We start from the raw sequence: 15,091 nt of genomic DNA, 5'->3' as shown, positions 1-15,091 counted from the left end.
GTCCTGCTTGGATAGCACCGTCATCGTTGCTACAACACCCGCAAAACCGAAACCGTGCGAGGGACATATGCGGCTGAGCTGTGCGACATGCGGGGCGCATTACGAGGTGGACGCCGCCGCCATCCCCGAGGGCGGACGCGAGGTGAAATGTTCGGCCTGCGGGTATGAATGGTATGAGGTGCCGAAGGCGCCGCTGCGGCTGGACCCGCCACCCGCCCCGACGCCACCCCCGGCCACACCCCCGACCCCTGTCCGCCCGGTGCCCGAGGATTTCCGCGCCATCCTGCGCGAGGAGGCGGCGATCGAGACCGCCGCGCGCCTGCGCGAAGGAACCATCCCCCCCGCGCCCACGGCCCCGCCGCCGCGCCGCAAGGGCGGGTTCGTGACCGGGGTCCTTCTGGCGATCCTGCCGCTCGCGGTGCTGGCGGGCCTGTATCTGGGCGCGCCGCGTCTGGCCGAGGAGGCCCCGGATCTGGCCGAACCGCTGGCCCGTTACACCGCTTGGGTGGATCAGGGGCGGCTGGCGCTCGATCGGCTGATCGCGCGTATCCAGACCCACTGAGTCAGAACAGATCGAGCAGGCGACGGAGGTAGTCGCGCTCCTCCTCGGGCCGCATCTGTTCGCCAGCGCGGCGGCGGATCTCGTCCAGCAGCGCCTCGGCCCGGCGGCGCTGCTCGGCCTCGCCTTCGGCCAGATTGTCGTCCGATCCGATGCGGCCTGCGGGGCCGGTGGGGCGGCCAAGGGGGTCGGTCTGGGTGGCCTGTCCCTCGGGCTGGCCCGGGGTCTGCCGCTCGGCTTCGGCGCGCATCCCGTCCCGCAACGCCTCGATCGCCTCGGCCTGCCGGTCGAAGGCGCCGGACAGATCGCCGCCGCGCAGCGCCTGTTCCGCCTCTTCCATCGCGCGGCGGGCGCGGTCGGCCTCGTCGCCCTCCTGCCCCTGCAGTTGGTCGCGCAACGCGCGCTGGCGGTCGGCCAGATCGTCGGCATCGCCGCCGTCCTGAAGCCCACGAAAGCCGTCATCGGACAATTGCTGCTGATCGCGCAGCGTCTGGCCCAGACCGCCGCCGGGGCGGCCCTCGCCCTGACCCTCACCTTCGGTGACGCGCAGGTTCCGCATCATCTGCGCCAGTTGATCCATCAGGGCCTGCGCCTCGGCCATCCGCCCCTCGCGCATCAACTGCTCGATCCGGTCCATCATCCCCTGAAGCTGATCGCCGGTCAGGTCCTGCGTCTCGCCCTCGGCCTGCTGCTGGCCTTCCCCTTCCTGCGCCAACTGGTCGATATAATCGTCGGTCGCCTGTCGCAGTTCGCGCATCAGGGCCTCGATCTCGGCCGGGTCGGCCCCGTCCCGCATGGCTTGCGACAGACGGTCCTGCGCACGGGCCATGCGGGCGCGGGCATCCCCGTCATTGCCATGTTCCAGCATGGTGGCGATGGTCCACAACTCCTCGGCGATGCGGTCGCGATCCTCGGGGGACAGGTCGGGCGACAGGGCGCGGATCACGGCCCGCAGGCGCAGAAAGGCGCGCTGATTGGCGAAAAGATCGTCGGGCGCGAAGGTCACCGCCCGCAGAACCTGCCCCGTGCGGCCCGCATTGGCGCGCGACCACAAAAGATCGCGCCGCATTTCGGCCACCGCCGCCGCCACCGGATCGAAGAACCGTTTGCCAGGCAGCGTCATCGCCATCGATGCCACCCCCGTCTGCCCCGCCGCGTCCGTCACCTCCAGCCGCAGGGTCACGGGCAGATTGGCATAAGGATGTTTGGACAGATCGCCGGTCAGAACCTCCTCGAACGCGCGGCGGTCGCCCCGGATGGGCAGGGGAAGGTCGAGGCGCAGCGGCGCACGCACCTCCGGGTCCACGGTCAGGCCATGGCGGCGGTCCACGGCGGCCAGATCCAGCGTCACCTCGGCCACGCCACCGGTGATACCGTAATCGTCCCCGGCGCGGAACGGCAGGCGAAGACCGCCATCCGGCTGGCGTTCGGGCGGGGCGGGGATCGCGACCATCGGCGCGGCATCGGGGCGCACGGCGATCCGCCACGCGCGGTCGCCCAGGGTCAGCGTGCCGTCCCGCCCAAGGGCATAGGTCCGGTCGGGGCCGGTCTGGGGCGGCATGTCCGACAGCGCCACGTCCACGTCGCCGTAAAGGCGCAGGCGCAGGGCGCTGCCCGTCGGCACCTCCAGCGCCTCGGCCGCAAGGTCGTTCAGATAGATGGTGGGTTGGCGGGTATAGGCGGGGGGCTGGACCCACGCCTCCCACATGGGGCCGGTGGGAATGGCGGAGCCTGCGGGCACCGCATCGGCCACCGTCGCCACCCGCCAGACCGATCCGAAGATCAGCGCGGTCGCCAGCGCCGTCAGCGCGACAAGGCGCAAGGCATAGGGGTCGCGGGCGGCAAGATCCGGGCGGGGCCCCACGGCGCGGGCCGCCCGTGCCCGATCCGCCATCCGCGCAACATGCGCCGCCCACAGCGCGGCGGAGGCGGGGTCGTCCGCCCCGACCGCCTGCGCATCCCGCGCGGCGGCGATCGGCTGGCCGGGAAGGGAGGCGTCCAGACGGGCCATCGCCTCGCCCCGCGTGGGGCGGCGAAAGCGGCGCAGCCCGAAGCCCAGGGCCGCCAGACCGCCAAGGCCCGCCCCCGCGCATCCCGCCCAAAGGGCCGTGATCGGCAGATGGTCCTGCACCCCGAACATCAGAAGGGCCAGCCCCCCCAGAACGAGCGACCCAAGCGGCCAGAACGCCCGCGCCGCGCGTTCCAGCCACAGCCCCAGAAGGGTCAGGCGGATCGGGCGGGCCAGCCGCGCAAGGATCGGGTCATTCCGTCCGGTCATCCCATCCGCCCATCCGCGTCACAGCCATTCGGGGATCGTATCGCGGGCCAGGATCTCGTCAAATGTCGGGCGCGCCCGGATGACGGCATAGTGATCGCCATGCACCAGCACCTCGGGGATCAGGGGGCGGGTGTTGTATTCGCTGGCCATCACCGCGCCGTAAGCCCCGGCCGAGCGGAAGGCCACCAGATCGCCTTCGGCAAGCGCGGGCATTTCGCGGGCCTTGGCGAAGGTGTCGCCCGTCTCGCACACCGGTCCCACCACGTCATAGGGGCGGGTGGGCGCGGCGGGGGCGGATTCGGCCAGCGGGATGATGTCGTGATGCGCGCCATACATCGACGGGCGCACCAGATCGTTCATCGCGGCGTCCAGGATCAGGAAATCCCGACCTTCGCCTTCCTTCACATAGATCACGCGGCTGACCAGAACGCCGGAATTGCCGGAGATGAGGCGCCCCGGCTCGATTTCGATCTCGCAGCCCAGATCGCCGACGGTGCGCTGGATCAACGCGCCGTAATCGGTGGGAAGGGGTGGCGCCTCGTTCCCGCGGGCGTAAGGAATGCCAAGGCCGCCCCCCAGATCCAGACGGCGGATGTCATGCCCTTCGGCCCGCAGGCGGCGCGTCAGGTCGGCCACTTTCAGATAGGCCTGCTCGAACGGTTCCAGTTCGGTCAGCTGGCTGCCGATATGCACGTCGATGCCCACCACATCGAGGCCGGGAAGGGATGCAGCCTCGGCATAGACCTCGGAAGCGCGGGCGATCGGGATGCCGAACTTGTTCTCGGATTTGCCGGTCGCGATCTTTTCATGCGTGCGCGCGTCCACGTCGGGGTTCACGCGAATGGTGATCGGGGCCACCACGCCCAGCGACACGGCCACCTCGGACAGGGCGCGCATCTCCGGCTCGCTTTCGACGTTGAACTGCCGGATGCCGCCGGTCAGGGCCAGACGCATCTCCTCGCGCGTTTTGCCCACCCCGGAAAACACGATCCGGTCGCCCGGAACGCCCGCCGCCTTGGCGCGCAGGTATTCCCCGCCCGACACCACATCCATCCCCGCGCCCAGATCGCCCAGCGTCTTCAGCACGGCGACGTTCGACAGCGACTTGATCGCGAAACACACCAGATGCGGCAGGGGCGACAGCGCCTCGGTGAACAGCCGGTAATGGCGGGTCAGCGTGGCGGTGGAATAGCAATAGAACGGCGTGCCCACGACCTGCGCGATGTCGCACAGCGCCACGTCTTCGGCGTGCAGGACGCCCGAACGATAGAGGAAATGATCCATTCAGCGGTTGATCCCGGGTTGGGTGACGGCCGGGAACACATCCTGCCCGTTGGGGGCCGTGGGTTCGCCGTCCACACCGCAGGCGGCAAGGAAAAGAACAAGGAGAAAGGCGCGCATGATGACCTCAGGGGCTGACGGCCACGCCGACGCCACCGATGCGCCCGCTGACCGAAGGGGAGACATAGACACCGCCCGGCCCGATGCCCACACCGGCGCCCAGATACGGCCCCGTATCGCAGGCGGCCAGCGTGAGCAGGGCCAGAGTGGCAAGGACTTTCATCCCAGACGATCCTTCCACACCTGCACCTGCGCGCGGACCTGATCGGGGGCGGTGCCGCCGAAGGAGGTGCGCGACCGGACCGAGTTCTCCACGCCCAGAACCTCGAACACGTCGGCGCGGATGCCCGAATGCACGCCCTGCATGTCGGCCAGCGTCAGGTCCGGCAGGTCGCAGCCCTTGGATTCCGCCAGCGCGACCAGCGTGCCCGTGACGTGATGCGCCTCGCGGAAGGGCAGGCCCAGTTCGCGCACCAGCCAGTCGGCCAGATCGGTCGCGGTGGAAAAGCCCGAGGCGGCGGCCTTCCGCAATTCCTCGGCATTGGCCTGCATGTCGCCCACCATGCCGGTCATCGCGGCCAGACACAGCATCAGCGTGTCGGCGGCGTCGAACACCTGTTCCTTGTCCTCCTGCATGTCCTTGGAATAGGTGAGCGGCAGGCCCTTCATCACCGTGAACAGCGCCACCGTCGCCCCCAGGATGCGGGCGATCTTGGCGCGCAGCAGTTCGGCGGCGTCGGGGTTCTTCTTCTGCGGCATGATCGAGCTGCCGGTCGTCCAGCGGTCGGACAGACGCACGAAGCGGAACTGCGCGCTGGACCAGATCACCAGCTCCTCGGCAAAGCGCGAGAGGTGCATGGCCGTGATGGCGGAAGCCGACAAGAATTCCAGCGCGAAATCGCGGTCCGCCACGGAATCGAGGCTGTTCGCCGTGGGCCGATCGAAACCGAGCGCCTTGGCCGTCGCATCGCGGTCGATCGGGAAGGAGGTCCCCGCCAGCGCCGCAGCCCCCAGCGGGCATTCGTTCATCCGCGCGCGCGCATCGCGGAAGCGGGACAGGTCGCGGCCCAGCATTTCGGCATAGGCCAGCATGTGGTGCCCCCATGTCACGGGCTGCGCGGTCTGCAGATGGGTGAAGCCCGGCATGACCGTGTCGGCCCCCATTTCCGCCTGCAGGACGAAGGCGCGGATCAGCGCCTCGATCCCCGTTATCGCGGCGTCGCATTGATCGCGCACCCACATGCGGAAATCAAGCGCGACCTGATCGTTGCGCGACCGGGCCGTGTGCAGGCGGCCCGCAGGCTCGCCGATGATCTCCTTCAGGCGCGCCTCCACGTTCATGTGGATGTCTTCCAATTCGACCCGGAAGGGGAAGACGCCGCCCTCGATCTCTGACAACACCGTGAGAAGGCCTTGGCCGATCGCCTCGGCGTCGTTATCCGTAATGATGCCCTGTGCTGCGAGCATTGCCGCATGGGCCCGCGATCCGGCGATGTCCTGTGCCGCCATCCGCTGGTCGAACCCGATCGAGGCGTTGATCGCCGTCATGATCGCGTCCGGTCCGGCGGCGAAACGTCCGCCCCACATGGCGTTGGCACTGGTCTTGTCGGATGCGGTCATGGAGATGCCTTCGGAGGATCGGATGCGGAAACTGTTGGGTGTGGTCTATACCGCCTTGGCGCTTGGCGCAAACACGGCGATGGCCGGCGTGCCCGAGGCGGAGGCGGCCCGCGCGGGCGACATGCGCAAACTTGCCTTCACCGAGGCGCGGGCCTTGCCCGACGTGCCCCTTTTGGACCCGGACGAGGCCGAGGCGGCGCTGCCCACCGGGCAATGGACGGTCATGAACTTCTGGGCGACCTGGTGCGCGCCCTGCCGCAAGGAGATGCCTTCGTTGGATCGGTTGCAGGCCGCGCGGCCCGATCTTGCGGTGGTGACGGTGGCGGCAGGACGCAATCCCGTGCCCGCGATCCAGCGCTTCTTCGAGGAGGCGGGGATCGAACGCCTGCCGGTGTTCCGCGATCCCGACATGACGCTTGCGCGGCAGGTGGGGGTGGTGGGTCTGCCCGTCACCCTGATCCTGAACCCCGACGGCGCCATCGTCGGCCGCCTGACCGGCGACGCCGACTGGGACACGCCCGACGCGCTGGCGGTGTTCGACGCTCTTATGCAGTGATCGGCCCGGCCTGCGCGGGGCAGGTCGCCAGATGGTCGTTGATCAGACCCGTCGCCTGCAGAAAGGCATAGGTGATCGTCGGGCCGCAGAACTTGAACCCCTTTTTGCGCAGATCGCGCGAGATCTGGCGCGACAGCTCGCTCTCGGTCGGGATGTCCTGCGGGGTTGCGGGGGCGTTCACAAGGGGCGCACCCCCCACGTAATCCCACAGGAAGGCCGAAAAATCGGGGATGTCCAGATAGGCGCGGGCGTTGCCGATGGTCGCCTCGATCTTGCCGCGATGGCGGATGATGCGGGGATCGGCCAGAAGGCGGGTGATCTCCGGTTCGCCCCAGGTGGCGATGGCTTCGGGGTGAAACCCCTCGAACGCCGCGCGAAACCCGTCGCGCCGGCGCAGGATGGTGATCCAGGACAGCCCCGCCTGAAACCCGTCCAGGATCAGCTTTTCCCACAGGCTGCGCGAATCGTATTCCGGGACCCCCCATTCGGTGTCGTGATAGGCGACGTAAAGCGGGTCCGTCCCGCACCAGTGGCAGCGTGGCATTTCGGTCCGATCGTTCGAAATATGGCGTGGGTTCAGACTTTGTTTACGCACAATGCCCCACCCTGTCGACAGTGCGAGTCAGCGGTGTGAGAGATGGACGGAAAAATAAGGGTTGGGCTTGAGGGAAACCCGCTTGGGTTCGCCGTGTCGGAAAACGATCGCCAGACGATGGCGATGGTCAGTTCCGCCCTGGATCAGCGCCGGGTGAAACTGGCCTTCCAGCCGGTGGTTCTGGGATCGGACCCGTCGCGAACGGCCTTTCACGAAGGCCTGATCCGCATCATGGACCCGTCCGGGCGGGTGATTCCCGCCGGCGATTTCATGGGCGCGGTGGAGGAGCAGGAGCTGGGCCGCCGCATCGACGTCGCAGCACTTGAGGCGGGGATGTGGACCTTGGCCCAACAACCGGATGTGCGCCTGTCCATCAACATGTCGGCGCGGTCCATCGGTTATTCCCCCTGGTTGCGCGCCTTGCATCAGGGGCTGCGGCGCGATCCCACCATCGGCGAACGCCTGATCCTGGAAATCACCGAATCGTCGGCCATGCTGGTGCCGGAGCTGGTGACCTCGTTCATGAACGACCTGCAAAAGCACGGGATCGCCTTTGCGTTGGACGATTTCGGGGCGGGGTTCACGGCCTTCCGCTATTTCAAGGATTTCTTCTTCGACATGGTCAAGATCGACGGCCAGTTCATCCGCAACATCGCGGCGGACCCGGACAATCAGGTCCTGACCAAGGCGCTGCAATCCATCGCCCAGCATTTCGACATGGTGACGGTGGCGGAATCGGTCGAAACCGTGGCCGAGGCCGAATTCCTGCGCAACATGGGGGTGGATTGCCTTCAGGGCTATCTGTTCGGGGCCCCCACCACGCGGCCGGTCTGGGACGCGGCGGCGGTGAAACGGGCCTGACCCGAAACGGATGCGGGGGGCGTCCCCCGCATCCGGGACTGTCATGGGAAGCGCATCATGCGCGGCCCACGATCAGTGGCGCGAAAGACGGTCGATCTCCTCTTTCAGACGCAGCTTCTGCTTTTTCAGTTCAGCGATCTTGAGGGTGTCCGACGCCGGTTGGCGTTGTTCCCACATGACCGAAGTCGAGAGCGTTTCGTGCTTGCGGCGCAGTTCGTGCAGGTGCGAAGCGATCGACATGGCGTTCTCCATCTGGTTGCAGATGAGACAAGTGCAGCATGGATGCCGAGTCGTGTCACGCGCCGTTTTTCATGAAACCGTCACATTCGCCGAATCCAGCCGACAGGGGCTGCGGAAACCCGCCGCCCTGCCGCAGAATCAGGCGCGCGAGGGGGGTCGCGTCGTCGCCATCCCCGCCATGGTCGGCGCCCGCGTGCAGAATGACGGGGGCCGCGAGCACGAACGCCCCGCGACCGCCCTTGCGCGCCTGCACGATCACGCGCTTCGCCGCCCGTCCCACCCGCGCCGCCAGCGGCAGCACGGTGACCGACCCCAGGGTGGCGGGCATGTCGCGCAACACCTCGGCCAGCCGGTCGGCCCCGACGATCAGCGTGACCGTGCCGCCGTGCCGTGCCCGGCGGGCCATCACCTCCATCCAGCGGATCAGCGGCAGATCCCCCCGCAGCGCCAGATCGCGCCCGGCATCGGCCGACGGCGATCCCGCGGTGTAATAGGGCGGGTTGGCCAGGACGTGATCGAAGGCGTCGGTCAGCGTCAGGCGGGTCAGGTCGCCCTCCACAACCGTCAGGGGCAGGGCGTTGCGCGCCGCGTTCCGGCGGGCCAGATCGGCATAGCGCGCCTGCACCTCCACCCCCGTCACCTGCGCGCCCGTCCGCAGGGCCAGACACAGGCCCGCCACCCCTACGCCGCAGCCCAATTCCAGCGCGCGATCCCCCACCCCTGCCGGAACGCTGGCCGCCAGAAGAACGGGGTCGGTCGCCGCGCGATAGCCTGTGCGCGGCTGCCAGACCCGCAGCCGCCCGTCCAGAAACCCGTCATCCGTCAGGTCCGGCGTCATGTTTCGGGCAGGGATATGCCGTTGTCGGACAGGACGCTGCGCGCCTCGGCATGGTCGTCGTCATGCACCATCAGGCGGCGGGGGAAGGCGCCGATGCCGCCTTCAAGGATGCTCATGTGGACGTCCATGGCAAAGGCGTCTATACCCTCGCCCTGAAGCAGCGCCTGTGCGAAGGCGATCTGGGTTGGATCGGTGGTGCGCAGAAGCTCTTTCATGCCAGACAGATAGGCGGCGCTGGGCCGTTTGTCGAGGGGACGGGGATCGACGTGGACGACGTTTCGCAAAAGCCGCATGACCGACTGGGCCAATGGCTCGCCGCCGATATGGACGCGGTCAACGCGCTGATTCGCGACCGCATGGCCTCCAAACACGCGCCCCGCATCCCCGAAGTGACCGCCCATCTGGTGGAGGCGGGCGGCAAGCGCCTGCGGCCGATGCTGGTTCTGGCGGCGGCGCGGATGTGCGGCTATGACGGCCCGTTCCATATCCATCTGGCGGCGACGGTCGAATTCATCCACACCGCGACCTTGCTGCATGACGATGTGGTGGACGAAAGCCAGCGGCGGCGCGGGCGGCCCACGGCCAACCTGCTGTGGGACAACAAATCCTCGGTGCTCGTGGGGGATTACCTGTTCGCCCGGTCGTTCCAGCTGATGGTGGAGGCGGACCGGATCGACATTCTGGGCGTGCTGTCCAACGCCTCGGCCACGATTGCCGAGGGCGAGGTGCTGCAACTGACCGCCGCGCAGGACCTTGCGACGACCGAGGACATCTATCTGCAGGTGGTGCGCGGCAAGACGGCGGCGCTGTTTGCGGCGGCGACCGAGGTGGGCGGCATGATTGCCGGCGCGACGGACGCGCAGATCGCGGGCCTGCGCGATTACGGCGACGCGCTGGGCATCGCGTTCCAGATCGTGGACGATCTTCTGGATTACGGGGGCGTGGCCGACACCATCGGCAAGAACACCGGCGACGATTTCCGCGAACGCAAGCTGACCCTGCCGCTGATCAAGGCCGTGGCACAGGCAAACGAGGACGAGCGCGCCTTCTGGACCCGCACCATCGCCGAAGGCGAACAGGTCGAAGGGGATCTGGAGCAGGCAATGGCCATCATGGCCCGCCACGGTGCGTTGGAGGCCGCCCGCGCCGATGCGCTGGCCTGGATCGACACGGCGAAATCCGCGCTGGACCCGTTGCCCGATCACGCGCTGAAGGCGATGCTGCTGGATCTGGCGGATTACGTGGTGGCCCGCATCCGCTAACCCTCCATCGGGGCGGCGGCGGTCCACCAGGCGCGGGGCAGGGCGGCGGCGGCGGCCTCGGCCTCCTCCCGGCCCGCGAACAGGCCCCAGCAGGTCGCCCCCGACCCCGACATGCGCGCGATCAGACAGCCGGAGGTGGCGGCCAGCGCCGCGCGCACCTCGGCGATCACGGGCGCGATCGTCACGGCGGGCGTTTCCAGATCGTTGCGCGTGGCGCGCAGCCAGCGGGCCAGATCCATCACGGTGCCAAAGGCGGGAATGTCGGGCAGGCCCGCACCGAACCCCTCCAGCCCCCCGAACACCGCGCCTGTCGGCACCTCCACCCGTGGGTTGGCCAGCACCAGCCAGCCCTTGGGCAGGATCACCGGATCCAACCGCTCCCCCACGCCGCCCATGCGCACCGACGCGCCGTTCAGGCAGACGGGCACATCCGCCCCAAGGGCCAGAACCTCGGACGCCAAGGGCAGGGGCGCGCCGGTCAGGGCGGCCATCGCCCGCAGCGCCGCCGCCGCATCCGCCGATCCGCCGCCGATGCCCGAGGCGACGGGCAGCACCTTCTCCAGCCGCAGCGCCGCCGTGCCGCCCATCAGACGGGCCGCGCGCAGCACCAGATTGTCGTCGTTCCCCTGCAGCGCCGCCGCCTCCGGTCCCGTCACCTCCAGCGTGAGGTGGGGGGCGGTGGTCGCGGTCAGCCGGTCGCCCACGCCCGCAAAGACGACAAGGCTGTCCAGAAGGTGATAGCCGTCCGCCCGCCGCCCCGTGACGTGCAGGGCCAGATTGACCTTGGCGCGGGCCAGCGCGTCGATGCGGCTCATGGGGCGGGTATCTTGTCCGAAAGGTCGGTGCGGCCTTCCTCGGTCAGGACCTGGCGCAACCCCACCTCCAGCTTGCGGCGGATGCGGGTCACCTCCGCCTCGGTCGGGTCGAATTCCAGCGCGCGGCGCCATTGGAACCGCGCCTCGTCCCGCCGCCCCACGGCCCAATAGATGTCGCCCAGATGGTCGGTCAGGATCGGATCGGACGGTTCCAGCCCGACCGCAATCTCGATCGGGGGCACCGCTTCGGGGAACCGGCCCAGCTGGAACAGGGCCCAGGCCAGACTGTCCTGGATCGCCCCGGATCCCGGCTCGGCCGCCACGGCGCGTTCGATCATGCCCAACGCCTCGTCCAGGTTCCGGCCCTGTTCGACAAGGGTATAGCCGAGATAGTTCAGCACATCCGGCTGGTCGGGCTGAAGATCCAGCACGGCGCGCATGTCGGCTTCGGATTCGGCATGTTGCCCCAGCCGTTCATGCGCGATGCCCCGGCTGAACAGCACGGGCCAGTATTGCGCCGATGGCACGCCGATCAGGGCCAGCGCGCGGTCATAGGCGGGCACGGCCTCCTCCCACGCCTCGGTCCGGCGCAGGGCGTCGGCATAGGCGATGGCGGGGCCAAGGGCATCGGGGCGCATGTCGCGCAGCGCGGCCAGCGCCTCCACGGCATCGGCGGGGCGGTCGGCGCGGAACAGCGCGTCGGCGCGGGCGATGTCGGCCGCTTCGCGCAGGGGATCGGCCGCGTCCACGCGGTCATAGGCGTCGATGGCCAGTTCCGTCTGCCCCTGCGAGGAGAGGATGTCGCCCGTCAAGATCTGCGCTTCGGCCTGATCGGGGCGCAGATCGGTCGCGACGCGGGCATAGACGAGGGTGAGCGTGTCCCCCGCTTCGCCCTGCAGGGCGGAGGCGAGGGTGTAGAACACCTCCGCCACGCCGTCGCGCGCGGTGCGGGCGATGTCCCAATCCAACGTCTCGCCCGCCGCCAGACGGTCCGACAGCGTCACGCGGGTCGGGTCGGTGGGGCTGAAATACTCCTCCAGAACGGCCTGCGCGTCGTCGTTCCGGTCCAGTTGCGACAGGACCTGGATATGGGCCAGTACGCCGCGGCGGGTCAGGGCGGGGGCAAGGTTCGGATCGCCCAGGATCTCCTCCGCCCCCTCCATATCGCCGACCGATGCCAAGGCCAGCGCCTTGTGGTAAAGGCCGAACGCCTGAAGCCCGTCGGTCGTGGCCACCGCGTCGAACCCCGCCAGCGCGCCCTGCGCGTTGCCGCCGCCCAGCGTGGCCCAGGCGCGGACCAATTGTTGCAGGATGAGGCTGATCGCCTCGCCATCGCCTTGGGCCGACAGGACGGTGTCCCAATCCTCCTCCCGCGTGGCGCGGTCCACCAGCGCGATATACAGCGCCTGCCCCTCCAGCCCCAGCGATCCCATGGTCTGGGCCAAGGCCCCCGCCCGTTCGAAATCGCCCGCCGCGATATGGGCGACGATGGCGCTTTCCAGCAAGGCGGGATTGTTCGCATCGCTTTCCAGCGCACGGTCGAACCAGCGGGTCGCCGCGCGGTGGTCGCTGTCATTGGCCGCGATGACGGCGGCCAGATAGGCGCCCGCGTCCTGTGCCGGGGCCGCCTGCGGCAGGAAAAGCGCGGCGGCCAGAAGGGCCGAGCGAAGGATCGTCTGGTCGGGCATGGGGCCTCCGGCTGTCACCGGTTGACGATATGGGGCTTTCGGGGGGACCGCAAACCCATAACCCCCATTCCGGCGCGATGCCGCAAGCGTGATCCGCCTTCACATGTTCGGATAATTCGGCCCGTCGCCGCCCTGCGGGGTGGTCCAGACGATGTTCTGGGTCGGATCCTTGATGTCGCAGGTCTTACAGTGGACGCAGTTCTGGAAATTGATGACGAAACGCGGGCCGTCCGCATCCTCCACCACCTCATACACGCCGGCCGGGCAATACCGCTGCGCCGGTTCGGCATAGACGGGCAGGTTCAGCGCGATGGGCACCGACGGATCCTTCAGCTTCAGATGCGCGGGCTGGGATTCCTCGTGGTTGGTGAAGCTGTAGGCGACATTGGTCAGCCGGTCGAAGGACAGAACGCCATCGGGCTTGGGATAAGCGATGGGCTGATGGCCCGCCGCCTTGCCCGTCGCCGCCGCATCGGTTTTCGCATGATGCCGCGTGCCAAAGACCGACAGGCCGAACAGCTGGTTGGTCCACATGTCGAACCCGCCCAGCGTCAGCGAGGCCCAGAGCCCGAAGCGCGACCACAGCGGTTTGACGTTGCGCACGCGCTTCAGATCGGTCCCGATCTCGCCCTCGCGCACCGCCGTTTCATAGGCGGTCAGCTCATCGCCCGCGCGGCCTGCGGCGATGGCCTCGGCCGCCGCATCCGCCGCGGCGATCCCCGACAGCATGGCGTTGTGGTTGCCCTTGATGCGCGGCAGGTTGACCATCCCCGCCGAACACCCCAAAAGCGCCACCCCCGGCGCGACCAGCTTGGGCATGGATTGCCAGCCGCCTTCGGTGATCGCCCGTGCGCCATAGGACACGCGTTTGCCGCCCGCCAGCAGGTCGGCCACCATCGGGTGATGCTTGAACCGCTGAAACTCCTGATACGGGTTCAGATAGGGGTTGGCGTAATCGAGATGGACGACAAAGCCGATCAGCACCTGATTGTTTTCGGCATGATAGATGAACGACCCGCCCCCGGCATTGTCGTTCAGCGGCCAGCCCATCGTGTGGGTCACGGTCCCCTCGCGGTGTTTCGCGGGATCGACCTCCCAGATCTCCTTCATGCCAAGGCCGTATTTCTGCGGATCGTGCCCGTGGGCCAGATCGTAGTTGGCGATGACCTGTTTCGACAGGCTGCCCCGCGCGCCTTCGGCCAGCAGGACGTATTTGCCGTGCAGCTCCATCCCCGGTTCATAGTTCGGGCCGGGCGTGCCGTCCGCCTCCAGCCCGAATTCGCCCGCCACGATGCCCTTGACCCCGCCATGATCGTCATGGACCAGCGCGGAACAGGCCATGCCGGGAAATATCTCCACCTCCAGCGCCTCGGCCTGTTCGGCCAGCCAGCGGCAGACATTGCCCATGCTGACGATGTAATTGCCGTGGTTCGACATCAGCGACGGCATCGGCGCGTTGGGAAGGCGCTTGTGGCCGGTCTCGGTCAGGTAATGGAAATTGTCCTCGGCCACGCCCACCGTCACGGGCGCGCCGCGGTCGCGCCAATCGGGGATCAGCCGGTCCAGACCCACCGGGTCCAGCACCGCGCCCGACAGGATGTGCGCCCCCACCTCCGATCCTTTTTCCAACACCACGACCGACAGGTCGGGGTTCACCTGCTTCAGCCGGATCGCCGCAGACAAGCCCGCGGGTCCCGCCCCCACGATCACAACGTCGTATTCCATCGATTCGCGGGTGGGGGTATCGGTCATCGTCGGTCCTTTTGGCGGGGGGAATGCCGTGCTGGCCCAGTTGTGACGCGGGTGTGACGGATGGTCAACGCGCCCGGTGGCCGTTCGTTTCCGCCGACCGCCGATCAGGGCGCTTGCAATTCGCGCGCCGCTCTGCACAGTCTTGGGGGAACAAGACGTCGAAGTCACGGCCCTTAACGGGACCGTGGCTTTGCTTTTACGGTGAAGGCCCATGGACAAAATCCCGATGACCCGCGCGGGGTTCAACGCGCTCGACCAGGAATTGAAGACGTTGAAATCCGTCGAACGCCCTTCGGTGATCCGCGCGATCGCCGAGGCGCGGGAGCTGGGCGATCTGTCCGAGAATGCCGAATACCACTCGGCCCGCGAAAAGCAGAGCTTCATCGAAGGCCGTATCAAGGAACTGGAGGGGATGCTGGGCCTGTCCGAGGTGATCGACCCGACGAAACTGTCGGGCGCGGTCAAGTTCGGGGCCACCGTCACCCTGGTGGACGAGGATACGGACGAAGAGAAGACCTATCAGATCGTGGGCGAGGCCGAGGCCGATATCGAGCGCGGTCTTCTGAACATGCGCTCGCCCCTGGCGCGCGCGTTGATCGGCAAGGACGAGGGCGATTCGGTGGAGGTGAAGACCCCCGGCGGCGATCGCAGCTATGAGATCCTGTCCATCCGCTACGTCTGAGGCG

16 protein-coding genes are annotated in these 15,091 nt (G+C 68.2%); 5 read left to right on the top strand and 11 right to left on the bottom strand.

Annotation, left to right across the window (positions count from 1 at the left end; all coding sequences use genetic code 11):
• Positions 1-67: 67 nt before the first annotated feature.
• The gene (locus MU449_RS11870) at positions 68-562 is read left to right on the top strand and encodes a zinc-ribbon domain-containing protein (RefSeq protein WP_244738362.1); all 495 of its coding nucleotides are present in this window, start codon (positions 68-70) and stop codon (positions 560-562) included.
• A 1-nt stretch (position 563) separates the two neighbouring features.
• Here the strand turns inward: MU449_RS11870 and MU449_RS11865 are convergent, their stop codons facing one another.
• From MU449_RS11865 to argH, 4 genes are all read right to left on the bottom strand, one after another.
• Positions 564-2,837: a DUF4175 domain-containing protein gene (locus tag MU449_RS11865; RefSeq protein WP_244738361.1), complete on the bottom strand. Its 2,274-nt coding sequence runs from the start codon at positions 2,835-2,837 to the stop codon at positions 564-566.
• 18 nt (positions 2,838-2,855) lie between these two features.
• The gene (gene lysA / locus MU449_RS11860) at positions 2,856-4,121 is read right to left on the bottom strand and encodes a diaminopimelate decarboxylase (RefSeq protein WP_244738360.1); all 1,266 of its coding nucleotides are present in this window, start codon (positions 4,119-4,121) and stop codon (positions 2,856-2,858) included.
• Positions 4,122-4,245: 124 nt separating this feature from the next.
• Positions 4,246-4,401, bottom strand: coding sequence for a hypothetical protein (locus tag MU449_RS11855; RefSeq protein ID WP_244738358.1), 156 nt, complete (start codon positions 4,399-4,401; stop codon positions 4,246-4,248).
• Positions 4,398-5,798 carry an argininosuccinate lyase gene (argH, locus tag MU449_RS11850; RefSeq protein WP_244738357.1) on the bottom strand — a complete coding sequence of 467 codons (1,401 nt, stop codon included), beginning with the start codon at positions 5,796-5,798 and terminating at the stop codon, positions 4,398-4,400. Before argH ends, MU449_RS11855 begins: the two co-directional genes overlap by 4 nt.
• Positions 5,799-5,820: 22 nt before the next feature.
• Here argH and MU449_RS11845 point away from each other — a divergent pair, with 22 nt between their 5' ends.
• The gene (locus MU449_RS11845) at positions 5,821-6,354 is read left to right on the top strand and encodes a TlpA family protein disulfide reductase (RefSeq protein WP_244738350.1); all 534 of its coding nucleotides are present in this window, start codon (positions 5,821-5,823) and stop codon (positions 6,352-6,354) included.
• Here the strand turns inward: MU449_RS11845 and MU449_RS11840 are convergent.
• Positions 6,344-6,898 carry a DNA-3-methyladenine glycosylase I gene (locus MU449_RS11840; protein WP_244738348.1) on the bottom strand — a complete coding sequence of 185 codons (555 nt, stop codon included), beginning with the start codon at positions 6,896-6,898 and terminating at the stop codon, positions 6,344-6,346. The genes MU449_RS11845 and MU449_RS11840 overlap by 11 nt on opposite strands.
• 93 nt (positions 6,899-6,991) lie before the next feature.
• Between MU449_RS11840 and MU449_RS11835 the strand changes: the two genes are divergently transcribed.
• Positions 6,992-7,810, top strand: a complete 819-nt coding sequence (locus MU449_RS11835) for an EAL domain-containing protein (RefSeq protein WP_244738346.1) — start codon at positions 6,992-6,994, stop codon at positions 7,808-7,810.
• A 72-nt stretch (positions 7,811-7,882) separates the two neighbouring features.
• Here the strand turns inward: MU449_RS11835 and MU449_RS11830 are convergent, their stop codons facing one another.
• Genes MU449_RS11830 through MU449_RS11820 form a run of 3 tightly spaced genes read right to left on the bottom strand, consistent with a single transcriptional unit; the run spans position 7,883 to position 9,103 of the window.
• Positions 7,883-8,050, bottom strand: coding sequence for a YdcH family protein (locus MU449_RS11830; protein WP_244738344.1), 168 nt, complete (start codon positions 8,048-8,050; stop codon positions 7,883-7,885).
• Positions 8,051-8,105: 55 nt separating this feature from the next.
• Positions 8,106-8,888, bottom strand: coding sequence for a tRNA1(Val) (adenine(37)-N6)-methyltransferase (locus MU449_RS11825; RefSeq protein WP_244738343.1), 783 nt, complete (start codon positions 8,886-8,888; stop codon positions 8,106-8,108).
• Positions 8,885-9,103 carry a putative signal transducing protein gene (locus MU449_RS11820; protein WP_244738342.1) on the bottom strand — a complete coding sequence of 73 codons (219 nt, stop codon included), beginning with the start codon at positions 9,101-9,103 and terminating at the stop codon, positions 8,885-8,887. Before MU449_RS11820 ends, MU449_RS11825 begins: the two co-directional genes overlap by 4 nt.
• 45 nt (positions 9,104-9,148) lie before the next feature.
• Between MU449_RS11820 and MU449_RS11815 the strand changes: the two genes are divergently transcribed.
• Positions 9,149-10,150 carry a polyprenyl synthetase family protein gene (locus MU449_RS11815; RefSeq protein ID WP_244739057.1) on the top strand — a complete coding sequence of 334 codons (1,002 nt, stop codon included), beginning with the start codon at positions 9,149-9,151 and terminating at the stop codon, positions 10,148-10,150.
• On the opposite strand, the gene MU449_RS11810 is transcribed toward MU449_RS11815, so the two are convergent.
• The 3 genes from MU449_RS11810 to MU449_RS11800 form a co-directional block, all read right to left on the bottom strand.
• Entirely contained in the window at positions 10,147-10,965 is an 819-nt protein-coding gene (locus MU449_RS11810; RefSeq protein WP_244738340.1) for a 4-(cytidine 5'-diphospho)-2-C-methyl-D-erythritol kinase, read from the bottom strand. The genes MU449_RS11815 and MU449_RS11810 overlap by 4 nt on opposite strands.
• A complete protein-coding gene (locus MU449_RS11805; RefSeq protein WP_244738338.1) occupies positions 10,962-12,653 on the bottom strand; it encodes a tetratricopeptide repeat protein in 1,692 nt (563 codons plus the stop codon). The genes MU449_RS11810 and MU449_RS11805 overlap by 4 nt, the downstream gene beginning before the upstream one ends.
• Positions 12,654-12,752: 99 nt before the next feature.
• On the bottom strand, positions 12,753-14,405 hold the full coding sequence (locus MU449_RS11800) for an electron transfer flavoprotein-ubiquinone oxidoreductase (protein WP_244738336.1): 1,653 nt from the start codon (positions 14,403-14,405) through the stop codon (positions 12,753-12,755).
• A gap of 211 nt (positions 14,406-14,616) precedes the next feature.
• On the opposite strand from MU449_RS11800, the gene greA reads away from it, so the two are divergent.
• Complete coding sequence (gene greA, locus MU449_RS11795; RefSeq protein WP_244738334.1) at positions 14,617-15,087, top strand: transcription elongation factor GreA; 471 nt, start codon at positions 14,617-14,619, stop codon at positions 15,085-15,087.
• The last annotated feature ends 4 nt before the right edge of the window (positions 15,088-15,091 follow it).

This window comes from Falsirhodobacter halotolerans, assembly GCF_022899245.1.
Taxonomy (GTDB): domain Bacteria; phylum Pseudomonadota; class Alphaproteobacteria; order Rhodobacterales; family Rhodobacteraceae; genus Falsirhodobacter; species Falsirhodobacter halotolerans.
Note: the sequence above shows the minus strand (reverse complement) of the source record. Positions and strands in the feature narration are given on the sequence as shown.